Annotated in this window: 18 protein-coding genes and 1 pseudogene; 1 reads left to right on the forward strand and 18 read right to left on the reverse strand. The window is 36.8% G+C overall.

Going from position 1 to position 17,786, the window contains the following annotated elements:
* Positions 1–41: 41 nt before the first annotated feature.
* The 7 genes from PAN07_RS12075 to PAN07_RS12105 form a co-directional block, all read right to left on the reverse strand.
* Complete coding sequence (locus tag PAN07_RS12075; protein WP_049499635.1) at positions 42–1,583, reverse strand: ABC-F family ATP-binding cassette domain-containing protein; 1,542 nt, start codon at positions 1,581–1,583, stop codon at positions 42–44.
* A 1-nt stretch (position 1,584) separates the two neighbouring features.
* Entirely contained in the window at positions 1,585–2,067 is a 483-nt protein-coding gene (locus PAN07_RS12080) for a VanZ family protein (protein ID WP_049499637.1), read from the reverse strand.
* Positions 2,067–3,152 carry a 23S rRNA (adenine(2503)-C(2))-methyltransferase RlmN gene (gene rlmN, locus PAN07_RS12085; RefSeq protein WP_000804762.1) on the reverse strand — a complete coding sequence of 362 codons (1,086 nt, stop codon included), beginning with the start codon at positions 3,150–3,152 and terminating at the stop codon, positions 2,067–2,069. Before rlmN ends, PAN07_RS12080 begins: the two co-directional genes overlap by 1 nt.
* 20 nt (positions 3,153–3,172) lie before the next feature.
* Positions 3,173–3,703 (reverse strand): YutD family protein, encoded by a 531-nt coding sequence (locus tag PAN07_RS12090; protein ID WP_020903213.1) that lies wholly within the window; start codon positions 3,701–3,703, stop codon positions 3,173–3,175.
* A 161-nt stretch (positions 3,704–3,864) separates the two neighbouring features.
* Positions 3,865–4,470, reverse strand: coding sequence for a superoxide dismutase SodA (sodA, locus tag PAN07_RS12095; protein WP_006150800.1), 606 nt, complete (start codon positions 4,468–4,470; stop codon positions 3,865–3,867).
* 174 nt (positions 4,471–4,644) lie between these two features.
* Complete coding sequence (gene holA / locus PAN07_RS12100) at positions 4,645–5,682, reverse strand: DNA polymerase III subunit delta (protein ID WP_064276467.1); 1,038 nt, start codon at positions 5,680–5,682, stop codon at positions 4,645–4,647.
* 32 nt (positions 5,683–5,714) lie between these two features.
* Complete coding sequence (locus PAN07_RS12105; RefSeq protein WP_269797991.1) at positions 5,715–6,650, reverse strand: dihydroorotate oxidase; 936 nt, start codon at positions 6,648–6,650, stop codon at positions 5,715–5,717.
* A gap of 228 nt (positions 6,651–6,878) precedes the next feature.
* Here PAN07_RS12105 and gdhA point away from each other — a divergent pair, with 228 nt between their 5' ends.
* A complete protein-coding gene (gene gdhA / locus PAN07_RS12110; RefSeq protein WP_000199543.1) occupies positions 6,879–8,225 on the forward strand; it encodes an NADP-specific glutamate dehydrogenase in 1,347 nt (448 codons plus the stop codon).
* Positions 8,226–8,319: 94 nt separating this feature from the next.
* On the opposite strand, the gene PAN07_RS12115 is transcribed toward gdhA, so the two are convergent.
* From PAN07_RS12115 to PAN07_RS12165, 11 genes and pseudogenes are all read right to left on the reverse strand, one after another.
* The gene (locus PAN07_RS12115) at positions 8,320–8,964 is read right to left on the reverse strand and encodes a TetR/AcrR family transcriptional regulator (RefSeq protein ID WP_020903209.1); all 645 of its coding nucleotides are present in this window, start codon (positions 8,962–8,964) and stop codon (positions 8,320–8,322) included.
* A gap of 16 nt (positions 8,965–8,980) precedes the next feature.
* Positions 8,981–9,985 carry an NADP-dependent oxidoreductase gene (locus PAN07_RS12120; RefSeq protein WP_020903208.1) on the reverse strand — a complete coding sequence of 335 codons (1,005 nt, stop codon included), beginning with the start codon at positions 9,983–9,985 and terminating at the stop codon, positions 8,981–8,983.
* Between the two features lie 345 nt (positions 9,986–10,330).
* On the reverse strand, positions 10,331–11,518 hold the full coding sequence (locus tag PAN07_RS12125) for a site-specific integrase (RefSeq protein ID WP_115904255.1): 1,188 nt from the start codon (positions 11,516–11,518) through the stop codon (positions 10,331–10,333).
* The gene (locus PAN07_RS12130) at positions 11,490–11,759 is read right to left on the reverse strand and encodes a DUF3173 family protein (RefSeq protein ID WP_000450956.1); all 270 of its coding nucleotides are present in this window, start codon (positions 11,757–11,759) and stop codon (positions 11,490–11,492) included. The genes PAN07_RS12125 and PAN07_RS12130 overlap by 29 nt, the downstream gene beginning before the upstream one ends.
* A gap of 305 nt (positions 11,760–12,064) precedes the next feature.
* On the reverse strand, positions 12,065–12,286 hold the full coding sequence (locus PAN07_RS12135) for a helix-turn-helix transcriptional regulator (protein WP_115904254.1): 222 nt from the start codon (positions 12,284–12,286) through the stop codon (positions 12,065–12,067).
* Between the two features lie 535 nt (positions 12,287–12,821).
* Positions 12,822–12,995: a hypothetical protein gene (locus tag PAN07_RS12140; RefSeq protein ID WP_265471006.1), complete on the reverse strand. Its 174-nt coding sequence runs from the start codon at positions 12,993–12,995 to the stop codon at positions 12,822–12,824.
* 189 nt (positions 12,996–13,184) lie between these two features.
* A complete protein-coding gene (locus tag PAN07_RS12145; RefSeq protein ID WP_125448200.1) occupies positions 13,185–13,463 on the reverse strand; it encodes a competence protein ComA in 279 nt (92 codons plus the stop codon).
* 68 nt (positions 13,464–13,531) lie between these two features.
* The gene (locus PAN07_RS12150) at positions 13,532–14,188 is read right to left on the reverse strand and encodes an ATP-binding cassette domain-containing protein (protein WP_000087001.1); all 657 of its coding nucleotides are present in this window, start codon (positions 14,186–14,188) and stop codon (positions 13,532–13,534) included.
* Positions 14,189–14,192: 4 nt separating this feature from the next.
* Positions 14,193–16,394, reverse strand: a complete 2,202-nt coding sequence (locus tag PAN07_RS12155; protein ID WP_125448199.1) for an ABC transporter permease — start codon at positions 16,392–16,394, stop codon at positions 14,193–14,195.
* Positions 16,395–16,700: 306 nt separating this feature from the next.
* Positions 16,701–16,847: pseudogene (locus tag PAN07_RS12160) on the reverse strand (helix-turn-helix transcriptional regulator); the annotation flags it as partial.
* A 206-nt stretch (positions 16,848–17,053) separates the two neighbouring features.
* Complete coding sequence (locus PAN07_RS12165; RefSeq protein ID WP_024056643.1) at positions 17,054–17,785, reverse strand: ABC transporter permease; 732 nt, start codon at positions 17,783–17,785, stop codon at positions 17,054–17,056.
* Position 17,786: the final 1 nt, after the last annotated feature.

A 17,786-nucleotide genomic window follows, 5' to 3' on the forward strand; every position in this document is an offset into this window, starting at 1 on the left:
CAGTATCCACATTCGGTACTGTATTTCTTTTACTCTCATTCTTAAGTTAAATTATTAAAATCCCAGATTTGGTCCATCCAACCTTCATAAAAGTCTGGTTCGTGACAGACCATAAGGATAGATCCTTTGTATTCTTTAAGAGCGCGTTTGAGTTCATCCTTGGCATCCACATCCAAGTGGTTGGTCGGCTCGTCCAGCACTAAAACATTGTTTTCACGATTCATCAAGAGACAGAAACGAACCTTGGCTTGTTCCCCACCTGACAAGACCTGAATTTGGCTTTCAATATGCTTGGTTGTCAAACCACAACGGGCAAGGGCTGCACGAACTTCTGCTTGGTTGAGTGCAGGAAAGGCATTCCAGACAGCTTCAAGTGGTGTTTGACGATTGCCACCTTCTACTTCCTGTTCAAAGTAACCAAGTTCTAGGTAATCACCTCGTTCAACTTCCCCAGCAATTGGCGGAATAATCCCCAAGAGACTCTTCAAGAGAGTTGTTTTCCCGATACCATTAGCACCGATAATGGCAACCTTTTGATTGCGCTCAAAGGTAAGATTTAAAGGCTTAGTCAGAGGACGGTCGTAACCAATCTGCAAATCCTTGGCTTGGAAGATAAAGCGCCCTGGCGTACGAGCTGATTTGAAATCAAAGGATGGTTTTGGTTTCTCACTTTGGAGTTCGATAATATCCATCTTATCCAATTTCTTCTGACGAGACATGGCCATGTTTCGTGTTGCAACACGCGCTTTGTTCCGAGCAACAAAGTCCTTGAGGTCGGCAATCTCTTTCTGCTGACGTTCGTAGGCCGCCTCCAGCTGGGATTTCTTCATGGCATAGACTTCTTGGAACTGGTAGTAGTCACCAGAGTAACGCGTCAGCTGTTGATTTTCCACATGATAGACAATATTAATCACATCGTTCAGGAATGGGATATCATGTGAAATAAGGACAAATGCATTCTCATAGTTCTGGAGATAGCGCTTGAGCCAGTCAATATGCTCAGCATCCAAGTAGTTGGTCGGCTCGTCCAAAAGCAATATATCTGGCTTTTCAAGGAGAAGCTTAGCCAAAAGCACCTTGGTTCTTTGCCCACCTGACAAAGAAGTTACATCCGTATCCATTCCAAAGTCCATGACACCAAGGGCACGCGCCACTTCGTCAATCTTAGCATCCAAGGTATAGAAATCACGACTCTCCAAACGGTCTTGAAGTTCTCCAACTTCTTCCATAAGTGCATCAACATCCGCTCCGTCTTCAGCCATTTCCATATAAAGGTCATTGATTCGGACTTCTGCTTTAAACAGCTCATCAAAAGCTGTACGGAGCACATCACGCACCGACTGCCCTTCAGCAAGGACAGAGTGCTGGTCCAAATAACCAGCAGTCACATATTTAGACCATTCGACTTTCCCTTCATCTGGCAACATCTTACCAGTTACAATGCTCATAAAGGTTGATTTTCCTTCACCATTAGCACCGACCAGACCGATATGTTCTCCCTTGAGGAGACGGAAGGATACATCTTCAAAAATTGCACGGTCACCAAAACCGTGACTCAGATTTTTAACTTCTAAAATACTCATTTTAATTCCTTATCTTGTTTTTATGTAGTTGTTTATAGAGGAGCCAAGCCAGATAGCCACCCAAGGTATTGGTCCACAAATCATCAATCTCAAAGACGCGATTGAAATCAAAGAAAAGGTCCAAGACTAACTGCGTACACTCGATTCCAAGACTCACTAGAAAACTGAAAAGAAGAACTCTTTTTGTTTTCCTTAAGTTTGGAAAGAGATAAAGGAGTTGGAAGACCAGAGGAAAAAGCAAGAAGACATTGAGGATATTTTGTAAAAAAATCCAATATAATTGTCCCATATCACTCACTTCACCCAGTTTCCAGAAAGAATTGAAAGGAGTCAAAAGAAAAACCAGGCGTCCAAGATGCTGAATACCTGGAGTTTCCACTCCCACGGGAGAATGTTCTTGAGGAGTAAAACAAAAGTAGACGATACAAATGCTATAGAAAATAACTCCCCAGACTAAAATATGATTATGAGTTTTCTTCATCATTACGGATTGACTGCTGCGACTGCTTTCTGGCGGTCACGTTTCATTGTATTGGAACGCAATTGTCCACAAGCTGCATCAATATCAGTACCATGCTCTTGACGAACAACACAGTTAACCCCTTTTTTCTTAAGAGTATCATAGAAGGCCATGACGCGCTCTTTGGGACTACGGCTATATTGGTCATGCTCACTAACTGGGTTATAAGGAATCAAGTTTACATAAGACAATTTCTTGATGTTCTTGAGCAATTCAGCCAATTCCAAGGCTTGTTCTACACCATCGTTAACTTCATTAAGCATGATATACTCAAAAGTCACACGACGATTAGTTGTCTCAATGTAGTACTCAATAGCAGCAAAGAGTTTTTCAATCGGAAAGGCACGGTTAATCTTCATGATGCTTGAGCGCAGTTCATTATTAGGTGCATGAAGGGAAACAGCAAGATTGACCTGAACTCCTTCATTAGCAAAATCACGAATTTTATGGGCCAAACCTGAAGTTGAAACCGTAATGTGACGAGCACCGATGGCCATTCCCTTGTCATCATTGATAGTACGAACGAAATTCAAGACATTGTTGTAGTTATCAAAGGGCTCACCGATTCCCATGACAACGATATGGCTGACGCGTTCGTCCTGACCACGCTCATCGAAGTATTTCTGAACCAGCATGATCTGCGCTACGATTTCCCCATTATTGAGGTCGCGTTGTTTCTTAATCAAACCAGAGGCACAGAAGGTACAACCGATATTACAGCCGACCTGAGTCGTCACACAGACTGACAAACCATAGTGTTGACGCATGAGTACAGTCTCGATCAACATACCATCAGGCAACTCAAAGAGATATTTGACAGTCCCATCAGCAGACTCTTGAACAATACGTTGTTTCAAGGGATTGACCACAAACTGGTCATTAAGCTTCGCAATCAAATCCTTAGAAAGGTTGGTCATTTCTTCAAATGACTGGACACGTTTACGGTAAAGCCATTCCCAGATTTGGTCTGCACGGAATTTCTTTTCTCCCTGCTCCAAAACCCATTCCTGCATGGTTTGACGTGTTAAACTATAAATTGACGGTTTCATTTCTTCTCCTTATTCTCTACTCACTTCTGACGAATGACAAAATGACGTTGCCCCTTGTCCTCTTTCTGAGAATGCTGGTCTTTCTGACGACGTCTATTTTTCTTATCTGCATTCGGTTTTCGTTTGGTTTGAGTCGGCTTCTTTCCTTTTCTAGAAGGCAGTTCTTCTTCCTTCTTACGCATTTTCTTGTCAAATGATGCTCGCTTAGGGGCTTCATTTTCTAAGACAAAATAGGCACAACCATAACTACAATACTCTAAAAGGTAGTCTTGTAAACGACTGATTTTTTCAAGTTTTTCTTCTGTTCGGTCATCCTTATAAAAACCTCGTAGGCGAAGCTGTTCGTTGCTCCAGTCTCCCACGATATAATCAAACTTTGTTAAGACTTCTGAAAAACGCTGATTAAAAGCCGTCACATCGAAGGCATCCTTGATATTTTCCACCAAGGAAAAAGCTATCCCTTCCGTTTCTACCTTGTCCCCGTGTAAATGGAACTCAGGACCAGGAAACTTGTTATAGTTGTATAATTCAGGTGCAATTTCTTTTCGCATAGATATCCTTTTTCCACGATTACTTAATACTTTATTCTACCATAATTTCTAGCACTTAGCACGTTTCTCATAAAAATGAAAAAAGTCTGACGATTTTGTCAGACCAAAATAATATAACCTTAAAAAGAGAAGAACAATTCTTCCCTCCATATATCATATCATTATTTAGCAGCTGCGTACAATTCATCTACTTTGTTCCAGTTGATCACTGAGAAGAAAGCTTTGATGTAGTCAGGACGTACGTTGCGGTATTTCACATAGTAAGCATGTTCCCAAACGTCCAAGCCCAAGATTGGTTTTTTGCCTTCTGAGATTGGTGTGTCTTGGTTTGCTGTTGAAGTCACTTCAAGTTTACCTTCTTTGTTGACAACCAACCATGCCCATCCTGAACCGAAACGGGTTGTTGCTGCTGCAGTGAATGCTGCTTGGAATTCTTCAAATGAACCAAATGTTTCATCGATTGCTGCTGCAAGTTCTGCTGATGGAGCTGTTTTCTCAGGAGTCATCAATTCCCAGAAAAGAGCGTGGTTCAAGTGTCCACCACCGTTGTTGATAAGTGCTTGACGGATATCAGCTGGGATAGATTCTACATCAGCAAGCAAGGCTTCAAGATCTTCACCGATTTCAGGGTGTTTTTCAAGAGCTGCATTAGCGTTGTTGACATAAGTTTGATGGTGTTTGTCATGGTGCAAGTGCATTGTTTCCGCATCGATGTATGGTTCCAAAGCGTCGTATGCATATGGAAGATCTGGTAAGATAATAGCCATCTGTAATACCTCTTTTTCTTTCTATATGAAAATGATAACGCAAACATTCACTTTTTTCAAGTTTTTTGCTTATAGATAAGGAAATCACTGAGATACTTTCTAATAAAACAAGCAAATCAGCAAGAAACCCACGACAAGATAATATTGACGCGGGTTGTAGTTTCAAAAAAAATGTCAATTTACCTGACTAGCAATCTGTAAGAGTGCCTTTTCAAAAAGGAAACTCTTTTCATAAAGACCTGTCTTAACCTGATAGTCTGTCTCAATCAAATAAGAAATAGCTTGCTTCAAAAAGCTCAAGGAAAGTCCTCTTGAATCCCTCAACGCAAACTTGATTTGATAGGGATTAGGATTACGTCCGAGAAAACTTCCTAAACTACTTGCAATCTGAGATTCTGCTTGTCCAGACTCCGCCAAAATCTTCACCTGAGTAAAAGTCCGAAATTGTCCTAACATGACAGCTATGAGCTTAACTTCATCTTCACCTTGCAAGGTCAAATCTCTAACCAAATCTCGCGCCTGGTCCATCTTTTTAGTCAGAATAAACTGAGTTAAATCAAAAATATTGTCCTGCAAGGTCTTGGGAATTGCGTTAACAATATCCTCTTCCTCGATAACAGAGTCTTCTTTATAGGACTGTAAAAAGAGGAGATTTTTCTGGATTTCGCTAAATTGAAAACCCGACTTAATGAGGAGATTTTCAAAAGAATGATTGGTAAACTGCAGACCTTCTTTCTGACTCCACTTTTGGAAATACTGGCGCAATTCTTGTTCTTTGGCTTCTACTGCATCAAAGACCTTGGCATCACGCTTAAGTAATTTAACCAACCGTCTTTTGCTATCCAGCTTTCCTTCCGCAAAGATTAACAACTTGGTTGTTGGTGAAGGATTATCAAGGTATTCCTCAAATGACTTGAGCTCATCATCTGTCAAAAAGCGCTTTTTAGCAGTCGTGATATCGACAAAATGATCCAATATTACGATTTTCTCATCCGCAAAGAAAGGAAGGCTGACCAACTCCAGTTCTACATCCTTATAAACCACTTCTTTCATATCAAAGTAGGCAAAGTTGAGGTCTGCAGAATCATAACCAATCTGTTTCAACACTTGACTCTTCATCACTTCAAACTGACCCTGATCTGTCCCTGTAAAAAGGCTCAGGCTCGGTAAATTTGATAAAGTCAACTTCTGACTTTCTTCGATAGCTAGCATCTTCTCTCCTTTCTTCTGATTTTTTAATGAATTTAATCGATATAGCGCAATTTCCCACGGAAATCTTCTAGGCTCTCGTACCCTTTTTCCGCCATGATTTCTTTCAGTTCATTAGTAATGCGTTCAAAAGCACCAACTCCCTCTTTGTAAAGGGTGGTTCCCACCTGCACCATACTTGCTCCACAGAGGATATGTTCAAAGGCATCACGACCAGTCAACACGCCACCTGTTCCGATGATTTGGATTTGAGGATTGAGGCGTTGATAGAAGGCATGAACATTAGCTAGAGCAGTCGGTTTGATATACTCACCACCAATGCCACCGAAACCATTTTTAGGACGAATAACGACAGACTCATCTTCTATATAAAGGCCGTTTCCGATAGAGTTGACACAGTTGACAAACTTAAGAGGATACTTGTTGAAAATAGCTGCCGCTTGGTCAAAGTGAACAATATCAAAATATGGTGGCAATTTAATTCCAAGAGGTTTGGTGAAGTAGGCAAATACTTCTGCCAAAATCCGGTCTGTTGTCTCAAAATCATAGGCAATCTGAGGTTTACCTGGAACATTTGGACAGGAGAGGTTTAGCTCAGTCAGACCACGAAACTCACTCTCTTGGACTTTTTTCAATATAGTATGGGTTTCCTCTGGAGACATACCAACTAGAGATAAGAAGAAAGTTCGGTTTGGCTCTTTTTCTTGCAAATCCAAAAGATAATCCAAATAATAGTCTAAGCCATTATTTGGCAAGCCCATAGAGTTGATAGAACCAAGTGGAACATCTTGATAGCGTGGCTCAGGATTCCCCTGACGAAAGTCCAAGGTTGCTGTCTTAGTCACAAAAGTTCCTGCCACTGAGTCTTTAACGCCCTCTAACTCTGCTATCGTCATACAAGCCACACCTGCTGCATTCATCAAACAATTGTCAAACTCAAAACCAGCAATTTGCGTTTTCGTTGATACCATGATTCTGATCCTCCAGATTCCTTTTATTGCTAATATTATACCATATTTTCAGATTTTCTCTTTAAGAAAGGCATTTATAAGAAAAACGTTCGTTTTTTATCTACTTTCAAAAAATCTCAAAAACTAAATTGAAAGAATTTTTAGAAAATTTCTGTTTTTTTCTTTACAGTAAAAAAAAATTCTGCTATAATGACTCACATAATTAAATTAGAATTTAAGGAGAACGATATGACATCTGCTAAAGAATATATCCAAAGCGTGTTTGAAACTGTAAAAGCTCGTAACGGGCACGAGGCTGAGTTCCTTCAAGCTGTTGAAGAATTTTTCAACACTTTGGAACCTGTATTTGAAAAACACCCTGAGTATATCGAAGAAAATATCTTGGCACGTATTACTGAGCCTGAGCGCGTGATTTCTTTCCGTGTTCCTTGGGTTGACCGTGATGGAAAAGTTCAAGTAAACCGCGGCTACCGTGTTCAATTCAACTCAGCTGTTGGACCATACAAAGGCGGACTTCGTTTCCACCCAACTGTAAACCAAGGGATTTTGAAATTTCTCGGATTTGAACAAATCTTTAAAAACGTCTTGACTGGACTTCCTATCGGTGGAGGTAAAGGTGGATCAGACTTCGATCCTAAAGGTAAAACAGATGCTGAAGTGATGCGCTTCTGCCAAAGCTTCATGACTGAATTGCAAAAATACATCGGCCCATCACTTGACGTACCTGCTGGTGATATCGGTGTTGGTGGACGTGAAATTGGTTACCTTTACGGTCAATACAAACGCCTTAACCAATTTGATGCTGGTGTCTTGACTGGTAAACCTCTTGGATTTGGTGGTAGCTTGATTCGTCCAGAAGCAACTGGTTACGGTTTGGTTTACTATACTGAAGAAATGCTTAAAGCTAACGGTAACAGCTTTGCTGGTAAGAAAGTTGTTATTTCAGGTTCTGGTAACGTTGCTCAATACGCTCTTCAAAAAGCGACTGAACTTGGTGCAACTGTTATCTCTGTATCTGACTCAAATGGTTATGTCATCGATGAAAATGGTATCGACTTCGATCTTTTGGTTGACGTTAAAGAAAAACGTCGCGCTCGTTTGACTGAGTATGCAGCTGAGAAAGCAACTGCTACTTATCATGAAGGTTCTGTATGGACTTACGCTGGAAACTATGACATCGCTCTTCCATGTGCGACTCAAAACGAAATCAACGGTGAAGCAGCTAAACGTTTGGTTGCTCAAGGCGTTATCTGTGTATCTGAAGGTGCCAACATGCCAAGCGACCTTGATGCCATCAAAGTCTACAAAGAAAATGGTATCTTCTACGGACCTGCCAAAGCTGCCAACGCTGGTGGTGTAGCCGTTTCAGCTCTTGAAATGAGCCAAAATAGCCTTCGCCTCTCATGGACTCGTGAAGAAGTTGATGGACGTCTCAAAGACATCATGACAAACATCTTCAATACAGCTAAAACAACTTCAGAAACATACGGTCTTGATAAAGACTACCTTGCAGGAGCTAACATTGCTGCCTTTGAAAATGTAGCAAACGCTATGATTGCACAAGGTATTGTTTAAGATTCATTTGCTTAATCCTCAATCGCTACGATTGGGGATTTTTATGTTGAATCCAAAAAAACTCACCATTAACAGTGAGTTTTAACATCAGAATTTATTTTACTTTCATTAGGGCAGATGACAAACATTCAACAATCTCATCAACTGCTTCATCTATGTTTATAGTTTCTTCATCATTCAACATCATGGGAATAAGATAAGAAAAACTCAATGCTAAAATGTATCGAACAATTCTTTCATTTGACCAATTTAGAATAAGTCCTTTTTCTTTAAATTGATTTAAAACAGGGCTAATTGGTTCTATTATAGATTGAACAATAATATTTCCTAACTGGATAGAAAGATTTTTATCAATAAAAGAACGCCCCAAGAGAATTTTAACATGCATTTGATTCTCCTGAATGAAAAAGAGCCTATCTCGAACAATACTTTTTAAAAAGAAGGGAAAATTTTCTTGATCTACTGTGAATTTTTTTTCTGAGAAATCCGCAATTACTTCTGGAATAACCTGTTCTAGAAAAGTAGATAAAATGACTTCTAAAATACCTTCCTTTGTTTTAAAGTAACTAAAAACAGTTCCTTCTGACACTCCAGCGCGTTCGGCAATAAGGCTGGACGTTGTATTCTCAAATCCAATTTCTGAGAATAATTTTAAGCTTGATAATAATACTCGACGTTGTTTCAAGCTCAAGTTGCTAACTTCTAACGTCTGAGCATACTTTTGTTCTAAACTTTCCATCGCTAGCACCTCTCTTCTACTCTCTTACTTTTACGACTTTTTTGCCTCGACTGTGTCCCATTTTCAGACTACGATAGGCTTCTCTAACTGACTTTAGAGAAAAGTCATACACTTGATCAATTTTCAGCTGAATCTTCCCGTCTGAGACCATTTCAGCTAAAGTGCTAAAATCATCATATGTGGAATGTCTCGGACCAGTAAACTGAGCACCTTTTATCATAACATAGGGTGAAGGTACTAATGTCCCAATAGCTGTCCCCTTCAAGCCTAAACTAAAAGCCAATCTAACATAATCAGATCCATAACAATCCAAAAATTTTGTAATAGGCGTTGGACTAGCTGATAGAAGAGCCTTCTTGATATTCTCTTCGTAACTTACTGGTATAGCACCTAAAGACTTCAGATACTCTGCATTTTTCTTACTTGCTATTCCAATCACTGTCGCCCCCTTAGCAACTGCATACTGTACTGCAATACTTCCAATACCTCCTGCTGCAGCTGAAATAACAACAGTATCTCTTGAATTTAAACCGATTCTTCTAAAAGCCCCACCCACAGTTAGAGCAGCTACTCCCATAGTAGCTGCGTGAGTCATGTCGATCATCTCTGGTTTCAATACAATTTCTGATTCATTGACACAAATTTCTGTTGCTAAAGCTCCCCTATTAGTTCCCAAACCAGGATCGCTAATCATTGTTCCAAACACCTTATCTCCTACTGAAAACCTAGTTACTTCATTTCCAACTTCTGTAATATCTCCAGAAAAATCTCTCCCCACACCTCTTGGAAATAAAGATGATTTAGATTCAAACCAACGACTTGGTTTCCTTAATTTCGTTATAAAAGATAGAAATCGAAGGGGTTTCGCTCCCTCAAAAGTTTTATAATCAATAGGATTTAAACCAACAGCATGAACTTCTACTCTCACCTGATTTACCTCCAAGGCTGTAGAGTCTATCTTCAGCAAATCCAAGACCTCTTCGTTACCGAAACGACTGTACTCTATTGCTTCAACAACCATTTTCTTTACTCCTTAATTTCACAAAAATTGAGTGAACACTCATTTTTATAAATTATACTCTTAATTTGTAAGAAAATCAATATTATCGTTTGATAACGATTTATGACATGATACAAATATCTATCATTTCGATTTACCAATATGATTCTTTCAATCTAACTCTCCTCACTTTTAAAGATTCCTTTCCCTTTTTTGCCCCATGTAATAAAAAAATAAAAACCGCTACTCCTAAGAATAGCGGTTTAATCATGTTTTTAAGCTACTAATGTAGTTACTCTATTATTTAAGAGTAACAATTTGCTAATCTTATTTCCGCCCAGTATTAGTGGGTTAATTCCTCCATTTTCAACTTTGGCAGGAATTTGGTAGGTAAATTGATAATCCAAGATTATCTAAACTGTTTGTAATCTCTTCTGAAATTGTTGAATCACCTGAATAATACCAGTGACTATATGTATTCAACGTGGTTGACTTATCAGCGTGTCCTAATCGATATGAAACATATAAAGTATCCTTATGTAACACATTTATAAGATAAGATGCATGACTATGTCTTAATCCTTTCCCCGTAATTTCTGGTACACCAGTAATCTTAGCATGCCTTTTTATTATCCTAGAAATTGTAGACTTACACAAGGGGGCACCAAAACGTGATATTACATAATCTTTATCATCATTCTTGATTTGAACTTCTCGCCATTTTTTAAGTGTTGTAATCGTAAAATCATCTAAATCAATTTTACGATTCCCTGCTACTGTCTTTGTTTGTTGTTTAGCATACCATACACCGTTTTTATCTTTCTCAATCGTCGAATGAACATGAATCCATTTACGTTCAAAATCAATATCTTCCCATTTAAGAGCAATACCCTCACTAACTCTTAAACCAGTCATAAAATATAACCAGATCGTCGTGTAATTATGGAGTCCCTCATACTCACTAATATCAAAAGAGTTTATTACCTTCTTAAATTCATCAAATGTCCAAAATTTTGTATCAGGGTGCTTTCCTCTAGGATTATCTAATCCTTTAAAAGGAACTCTATCAATATAACCCAATCTTTCTGCATAGCCCAGACATGCTTTAAATCTAGACCACATATTTTTAGCATAGTTACTAGAATACTTGTCTATAATAGCTAAGCGAAATCTTTCACAGTCAATAGTACTAATATCTGATAATTTTTTACTACCAAATTGCTTAATAAATAACTGATGATGTGGTAAAGCGGTCTGATAAGTTACAAATTGAACTTTTTGTTGATAATATTTTAAATAAATCTCTTCCATAAACTCTCTAAAAGTTAGAAAACTATTATTAATAGTAGAGTTCACAAATTCATGTTTTAAACGAAGTATCTCTTCATATGCTTCCTTAAAAGAATTAAACGGTAGTCCCTGTTGATTTTTCCTTCCTTTCTTTTGAATTCTTTTCCCAGTTATTGGATCAACTCCTAATTCAATTTGAAAATAAATTTTTCCTTTTGAATCTTTGTATACACCTTTATATTTCTTTGTCTTTGATATAACCATTTTTCTCACCTTCTATATCTGAAAAAGAAATACCAATTAAATTTTCTACAATATTTTTAGGAGCAATGCCTAACCTTTTATTATCGAAAGGTGAACATCCTAATTGTACCGCATTCTTATCATTTTTTCTAGCTTCTTCAAACTTTTTTACAGCAATCTTTTTTGCTTGTCTAATAATATTTCTTGATGTGTGCTCTGGAAAACCAATCGCAACTAAATCTTTATAGTTTACTGTTTCCATGATTTTACTACTTCCTTTCTTAGATTTTTTCACCTCCATGGCATGACTGATGAAGTCATCATAAGAATTTCACTTGCTGCTCTTTTACGGTGGCAGCCTGAACGGTCAGAAGTATCATTGTATATCATTTGTATCATGGCATATAAAGTATCGCTCTATTTTATTGATGGTTTTAAAATCGCTCTTATCATGGCGAGCCATTCAAATCTGCTCCACAAATGAGGAAAGTACCATTTTGGACTATTCAATTGTCAAAGAACAAATAAAAAATCTCCTCATTTTCACACTCTATGCAATTGAGGAGATTATTTTCTAAAGCGAATTTTATCAGGAAAATCTATCAATCCCAATAGATAGTCTGTACTGACATCGTAAAAGTTTGAGAGAGTTACCAATACATCTGCCGTCAAGGCATGCTCACCCCGTTCAATTTTAGCATAAGCTGAGTTTGTAAACGAAAGTATTTTAGCTATTTGTTTTTGGGTCAAATCGTGATCTTCCCTCAAATCTCTCAAACGTCTGTACATCTAGCTTTCTCCTGAGAAAAGTATAATATATAAAACTAAGAAATCTTTCAAAGTGTCCAAACTGGACATTTTGAACTAAAATTAATTTATTAAACACTTCTCATAAGCATATCTATTAACCGTCTGAGAGCAAATATTTTATCAACTATTTAAAATTACTGACTTTCAAAAATTAGTCTTATTGTAAAATAAAGTGAAACACAAAAGACATGTTTATCTAATATATTATAGTCTCAAAAATATTACAAAATTATAGGAAAATGTTCACAAATTAATCATACAAGAACTTCTCTGGAAACAGGGACTTTTAACCCATTCACATAGATAAAATACACTATTTTATTCCTCCTTATATAAATTTGATAAGGTAGGAAATGGCGGTGAACGATTTTTCATAAAACTCTCTCAATTTTTAGACTTCACTATTAAGAGTGAAAAATTATGTATTTTTACTGCTGTTTTTAGAAAAATAAAAAAAGCGATATAGCAAATTGCTATATCGCTTTTTTTATTTTTCTAAGTACGTCTAGACGTTTTAAAACTCATCTTGTGATTGAATTACGTTCAATACTTCTTGCATACTTCCAGCCTTACAATTTGCCTTAGTATTAAATAAAGGCAATCGGTTATCGTAATATCCAATAGTAGCAATACCAGCACTAGTTGAACCCTGTATCCCTGAGTACGAATCTTCAATAGCAATTGTCATCCGAAACAATATAATCAAAATAATTCTTCAAATCCAGTTTTTCAAGACTTATTTCTATACTGAAACAACATCTTTCCAGAACTTCAATAATTTCTTTTTGTGTTAAATCATTATTTAACTAAATCTTTGGAGGTAATACGTTTTCAAAGCTACTTTTTACCATAGATTTTGAGTCTTCAACACATATTACTAAGCCGAAAATGCTCTAAATTTTTGAAATTCTAACAAAGCCCACTCAACTTCATAATCATCTTTGACTTTCACAATATCTTCCTCAAAATAACATGGAATAAATATAGTGTTCTTTTGAAATGGGTTCAAAATAACCATATCTAATAATTTATTACTAGCAATGATATGCAGACAAATGACATCATCAATATGATTTTCAACCAGTACATGTGTTTTTAACTCCAAACGATTAGACAAATTTGGCTGTTTTATAACATCGTATGTAAATTTTTTCATGTTTGAACTCTCCACCTTCGATATTCCATAATCAAAAGTAACCGTATCAAGTGCTAATAATGGTTGAGTTAATTTACAAGAACCGACTCCAGTGAAATGATCCTATCACATTGCCGTGCTTGCTCCATGTTATGCGTAACAACCAAAATTGTTTTACCAAATTGATCTCTCAAAGTTCGAATCAAATCGAATGCTTTTTGAGACATTTCAGGATCTAATGATCCGGTTGGTTCATCTGCTAGGACAATATCTCCGGGCTTTAAAATAGCTCTCACAATCGCAATTCTCTGCTGTTCACCTCCCGATAATTCATTGATTTTACTATTTAACCGATTTTGTAGACCAACAAATTCTAGCGTTTCCTTGATTCTCTGCTCTTTCTCCTGTCTAGAGAAATTCGAAAAAGTCATGGCAAGCATCAGGTTATCTTTCACACTAGATGTAGAAATGAGTGCATTGGATTGAAAAAGATAGTTGATGACATTCCTTCGATAATGAACTGCTGATTGCGAATTTACCTTAGGCAAAACTTTTCCGTTGATTAGGATTTTACCACTGTCAACAGCATCCAATAGTCCAATCATATTGAGGATAGTCGATTTTCCAGAACCAGAAGGTCCTACTAAAGCTACAAATTCATTTTCCTCAATATCAAAGCTTAAGTCTTTGAAAATTTCTCTTGAACCAAATTGTTTTGATACATTTTGTACTGAAATTCTAGACATGAGATTACTCCTTAAATGATTGTATGATACTCTCTCCTTCTTTACGGAACAAACTGAAATAAAGAAGCATTATCTGAAAAGCAAATGTAGCTAGTGTCATGACTATTCCCAACTTAGAACCCACCAAGATAGAAACGATTAGTTCCATCACAGAAAAACTAATAATGAGAGAAAGCACACCAATATATCTTTTCCATGGTGAGAATCCTATAAAGTATTGGACATACAATTTTTCTTCAAATAACAAGCGGTACATTAAGACAAAACTCCAGAAAATAGCCATCATCGTAATGATGATAATCGCTATGATTGTGCCGAAAAGATAAAATGTATAACTCAGATCTTTTTGAAGACCATTGATAAAGTTCTTGACAGTTGTAAAACTCAACCGATTATCCGTTAAATCTGGAAATTCTGTTTCTAAAACGGACACTACCTGTTCCATCGTTTCCCTATCACGAATCTTCAAAAGACCATTATAGCCACTGACAACTAAGTTTGCCGACTCCATGAAATATAAATTCTCTGGTGTTGAGATAAAAATAACTGGATTCTCACTAGTTGTACCATAAGAAATGGAATCTGACCAAGTAAATATTGGTCGAGACGGTTGGTAAACCTTGAACATAAATTTCTGATTTTCTGTGAAATTAGTTTGTAAATCCCCCGGTTTTACAGTGACACTTTCCTGTAAATACGCCTTCATCACCTCAAGTTCTTCTGTATTGAGCGTGTTAGGTAGAAGATAAAGTCGAGTACCATTCCTCATCTCTAGCAACTCTTCATCACTTAGGGGAATACCTAGGTCTTGCAGGTAATTATAGGAGAATTTCAAATACCAAAATGGTTTTTTAGGGACATGCTGGTATGTCCCATAGACTGCATCAAGGTACTCCTGATTAAGAAATTTTCCTTGGGCAATATAGACACCTGGAAGCTCAGATATACGCTGGTAAAAGTTATACATACTGCGCTCAAGGGAATTTGTAGTTCCTGCATATGTACCTACATCATCTCCCTCAACAAAGCTGGATATAACGTACATATCTTCAACATTCTTCCACTCTCTAGATACTTTCATATTATCAATAAACTGATTCATTGGAGCATCTAAAGAGTAACTGACTGCGATTAACAAACCAGCTACCAAGGTATAGAATAACAAGCATGTTACCATTAAAGGCTTCATTGGTAATCGTTTATGAATTGCGGCTAATGGAGAAACCGAATAAACAATAATCGTTGGAATAATGAATATCAATAGTAGCAACAAGACTGAGAGGCTGACTCCAGCAAAAACTAGAATAAACGATGATAAACCAAAACTAGACCAGCCTGACAACAACCAACTACATAAAGAGATAATTGGAATAATGTAGATTGAAAATAGTAGAGAATTTTTGAAAAAAGCAGACCATAATTCTTTTCTATCCCATCCTAAAAGAATCAATGTTCCGAAATGTTTAAAGGATTGAAGAACACAGATTAAGAATAGAATCAGTAAAATGAAGGCATTTACTAAGATGCTGATAGCAAGTATTATTCCCCAAATTCCCTGATCAGTACTACTTCCAAAACTTTCTTTTGTCAAATCCTCAACAGAAATACCTGACCTCTTTGAAAGATGCAACAGAAAGTTATCTCTTGAGACAGCATCGTGGAGACCATTGATATGGTATATCCCATTAATCATATTAGTGTTTTGGAAAGTATAATCTAATCGTTCAATGACTACAGGCGTGCTAAATAATAAATCTGGAAGCTCGTAAAGCATATTATTTGAGCCTTTGTCAAGTCCAATAGTCATACTATTATCACTATGAGATAATAAATTTGCAAATTGTTGTTGTGATACAACTATTTTACCCGTACTTTCAAAATCTGAAAAACCAGCAGAGCTACCAAGGATGTCTATATAAATCCTATTTAGACCTTCTCCTGTATCACTACTTTCAGAACGTTTTGTCCATATGGACAAGTCACTCTGTTCTAAAAAATAATTAAATACATCTTGTGATTGCTCTTCTGTTAACTTCTGAAGATAAACTGTTACGGTCCCGGAATGATGATTATAACTCTGCCATGACTGCTGATACTGTAAACCTGCTAAAAAAATTGCTACCAGAGCAAGTAAGACACTCTGGATGGCAATCAAAAACAGGATTAAGTATCTCATTTTACCTAATAATATGTTTTTGTATGTCATAAGTACTTACCTACAATTCCAGTAACATTCAGCTGTACAGTTCCAATGAATTTAGAAACATGTGCTTCTACTCCAGGTGATTGCCAGCCTGAGAATGCCCCGTTAGCAGTTGCTGAGTGTTCGTAAACACTAGACTGAAGATTTGAATAGCTCCAAGCCGTCTTTTTTGACGCCGTAATTCATCTTGATGAAAAGACCTTCCTTAACCACCTTATCAATATGATACTCGGCTAGGACAACTTCAAACTCCTGAATCTGGTCATGTTTCTCTTTGACCTCCTTGTAGGCTGTTAGGAGTTCCTCACTTGAGAGTTTAATCAAGTAATCAATCGAAATCTGGCGTTGACCAGATTCGATTTTAGAATATGCCGACTGACTACATGATAAATATTTAGCAAGATACTCTTGCGTATAATCATAATCTTCTCTAAGATCCCTGACACGCCTATACATTCGTTTACTTCTAAGAAAATTATAGTTAAGTTTTGAACGAATCTTAGATTTTATACCAAATTGGCATAAGAAGATTATTAATTAGAATATAAATATAGATCTACATCTACATCTACATTTTACACAGAATAACCTATATAGCTTTAATTCAATTTTTCTGACTGATGATACTCAATTTTAAATAGTGCACTATATATCAATATTGTTTATCTTTTTTCCAAAGCCCCTACAGTAAATTTATAAAAAACAAAACTATAAAATATATTCACTGCTAGAAAGATAATCATATCGTTTAATGACATATCCGCTAGTGACCGACTACGAAGCGCAATCATCGGTTGAGAATATGGAAAAAATTTTGTTAAGTCTTCATTAATAAAGATGAGGACAAAATTAAACATGCTCCCAATAGTTGCTAATCCCACACTTTTACTGAAATTTCTAGTTTTTACAGTTACATAGGATTGAAGAGTAATTATTGGAAAAGATGCTAGAACTGCTAAGAACAACCATTTGAAATAAGTTTGCAAACTCAGATCTAACGTAATTCCATCAACCTTAGTTGCTATAATAAAAATAAGGAACAGAATTAATTGAACTGGCAAAATTATGATGAAACTACATAGCAATTTCCCAAAATACAATTTCCCCATTGATACTTGATTCACCTTCAACATATCAAGAGTTTTCCTTTCAAACTCAGGCATAATCAACAGTCCTGTAATGATAGCTAGCATAGGGGGATAGAGCAAGGTGCTGTTATAAAAAGTCAACTGCCCCCATAAAACAAGGGATTGCGTCCCATCAACTAATACCTCTCGACTAGCAAAATAGATTCCCAGTCCAATAAAACTAGAAAAAATCAGAAAGGCAATTCCGATCAATAAAAGTTGAGTCTTTCGCGTTTTTTTCCATTCTGCTAAAAAATAACTTCCCATC

Source organism: Streptococcus sp. SM5, from assembly GCF_027497975.1.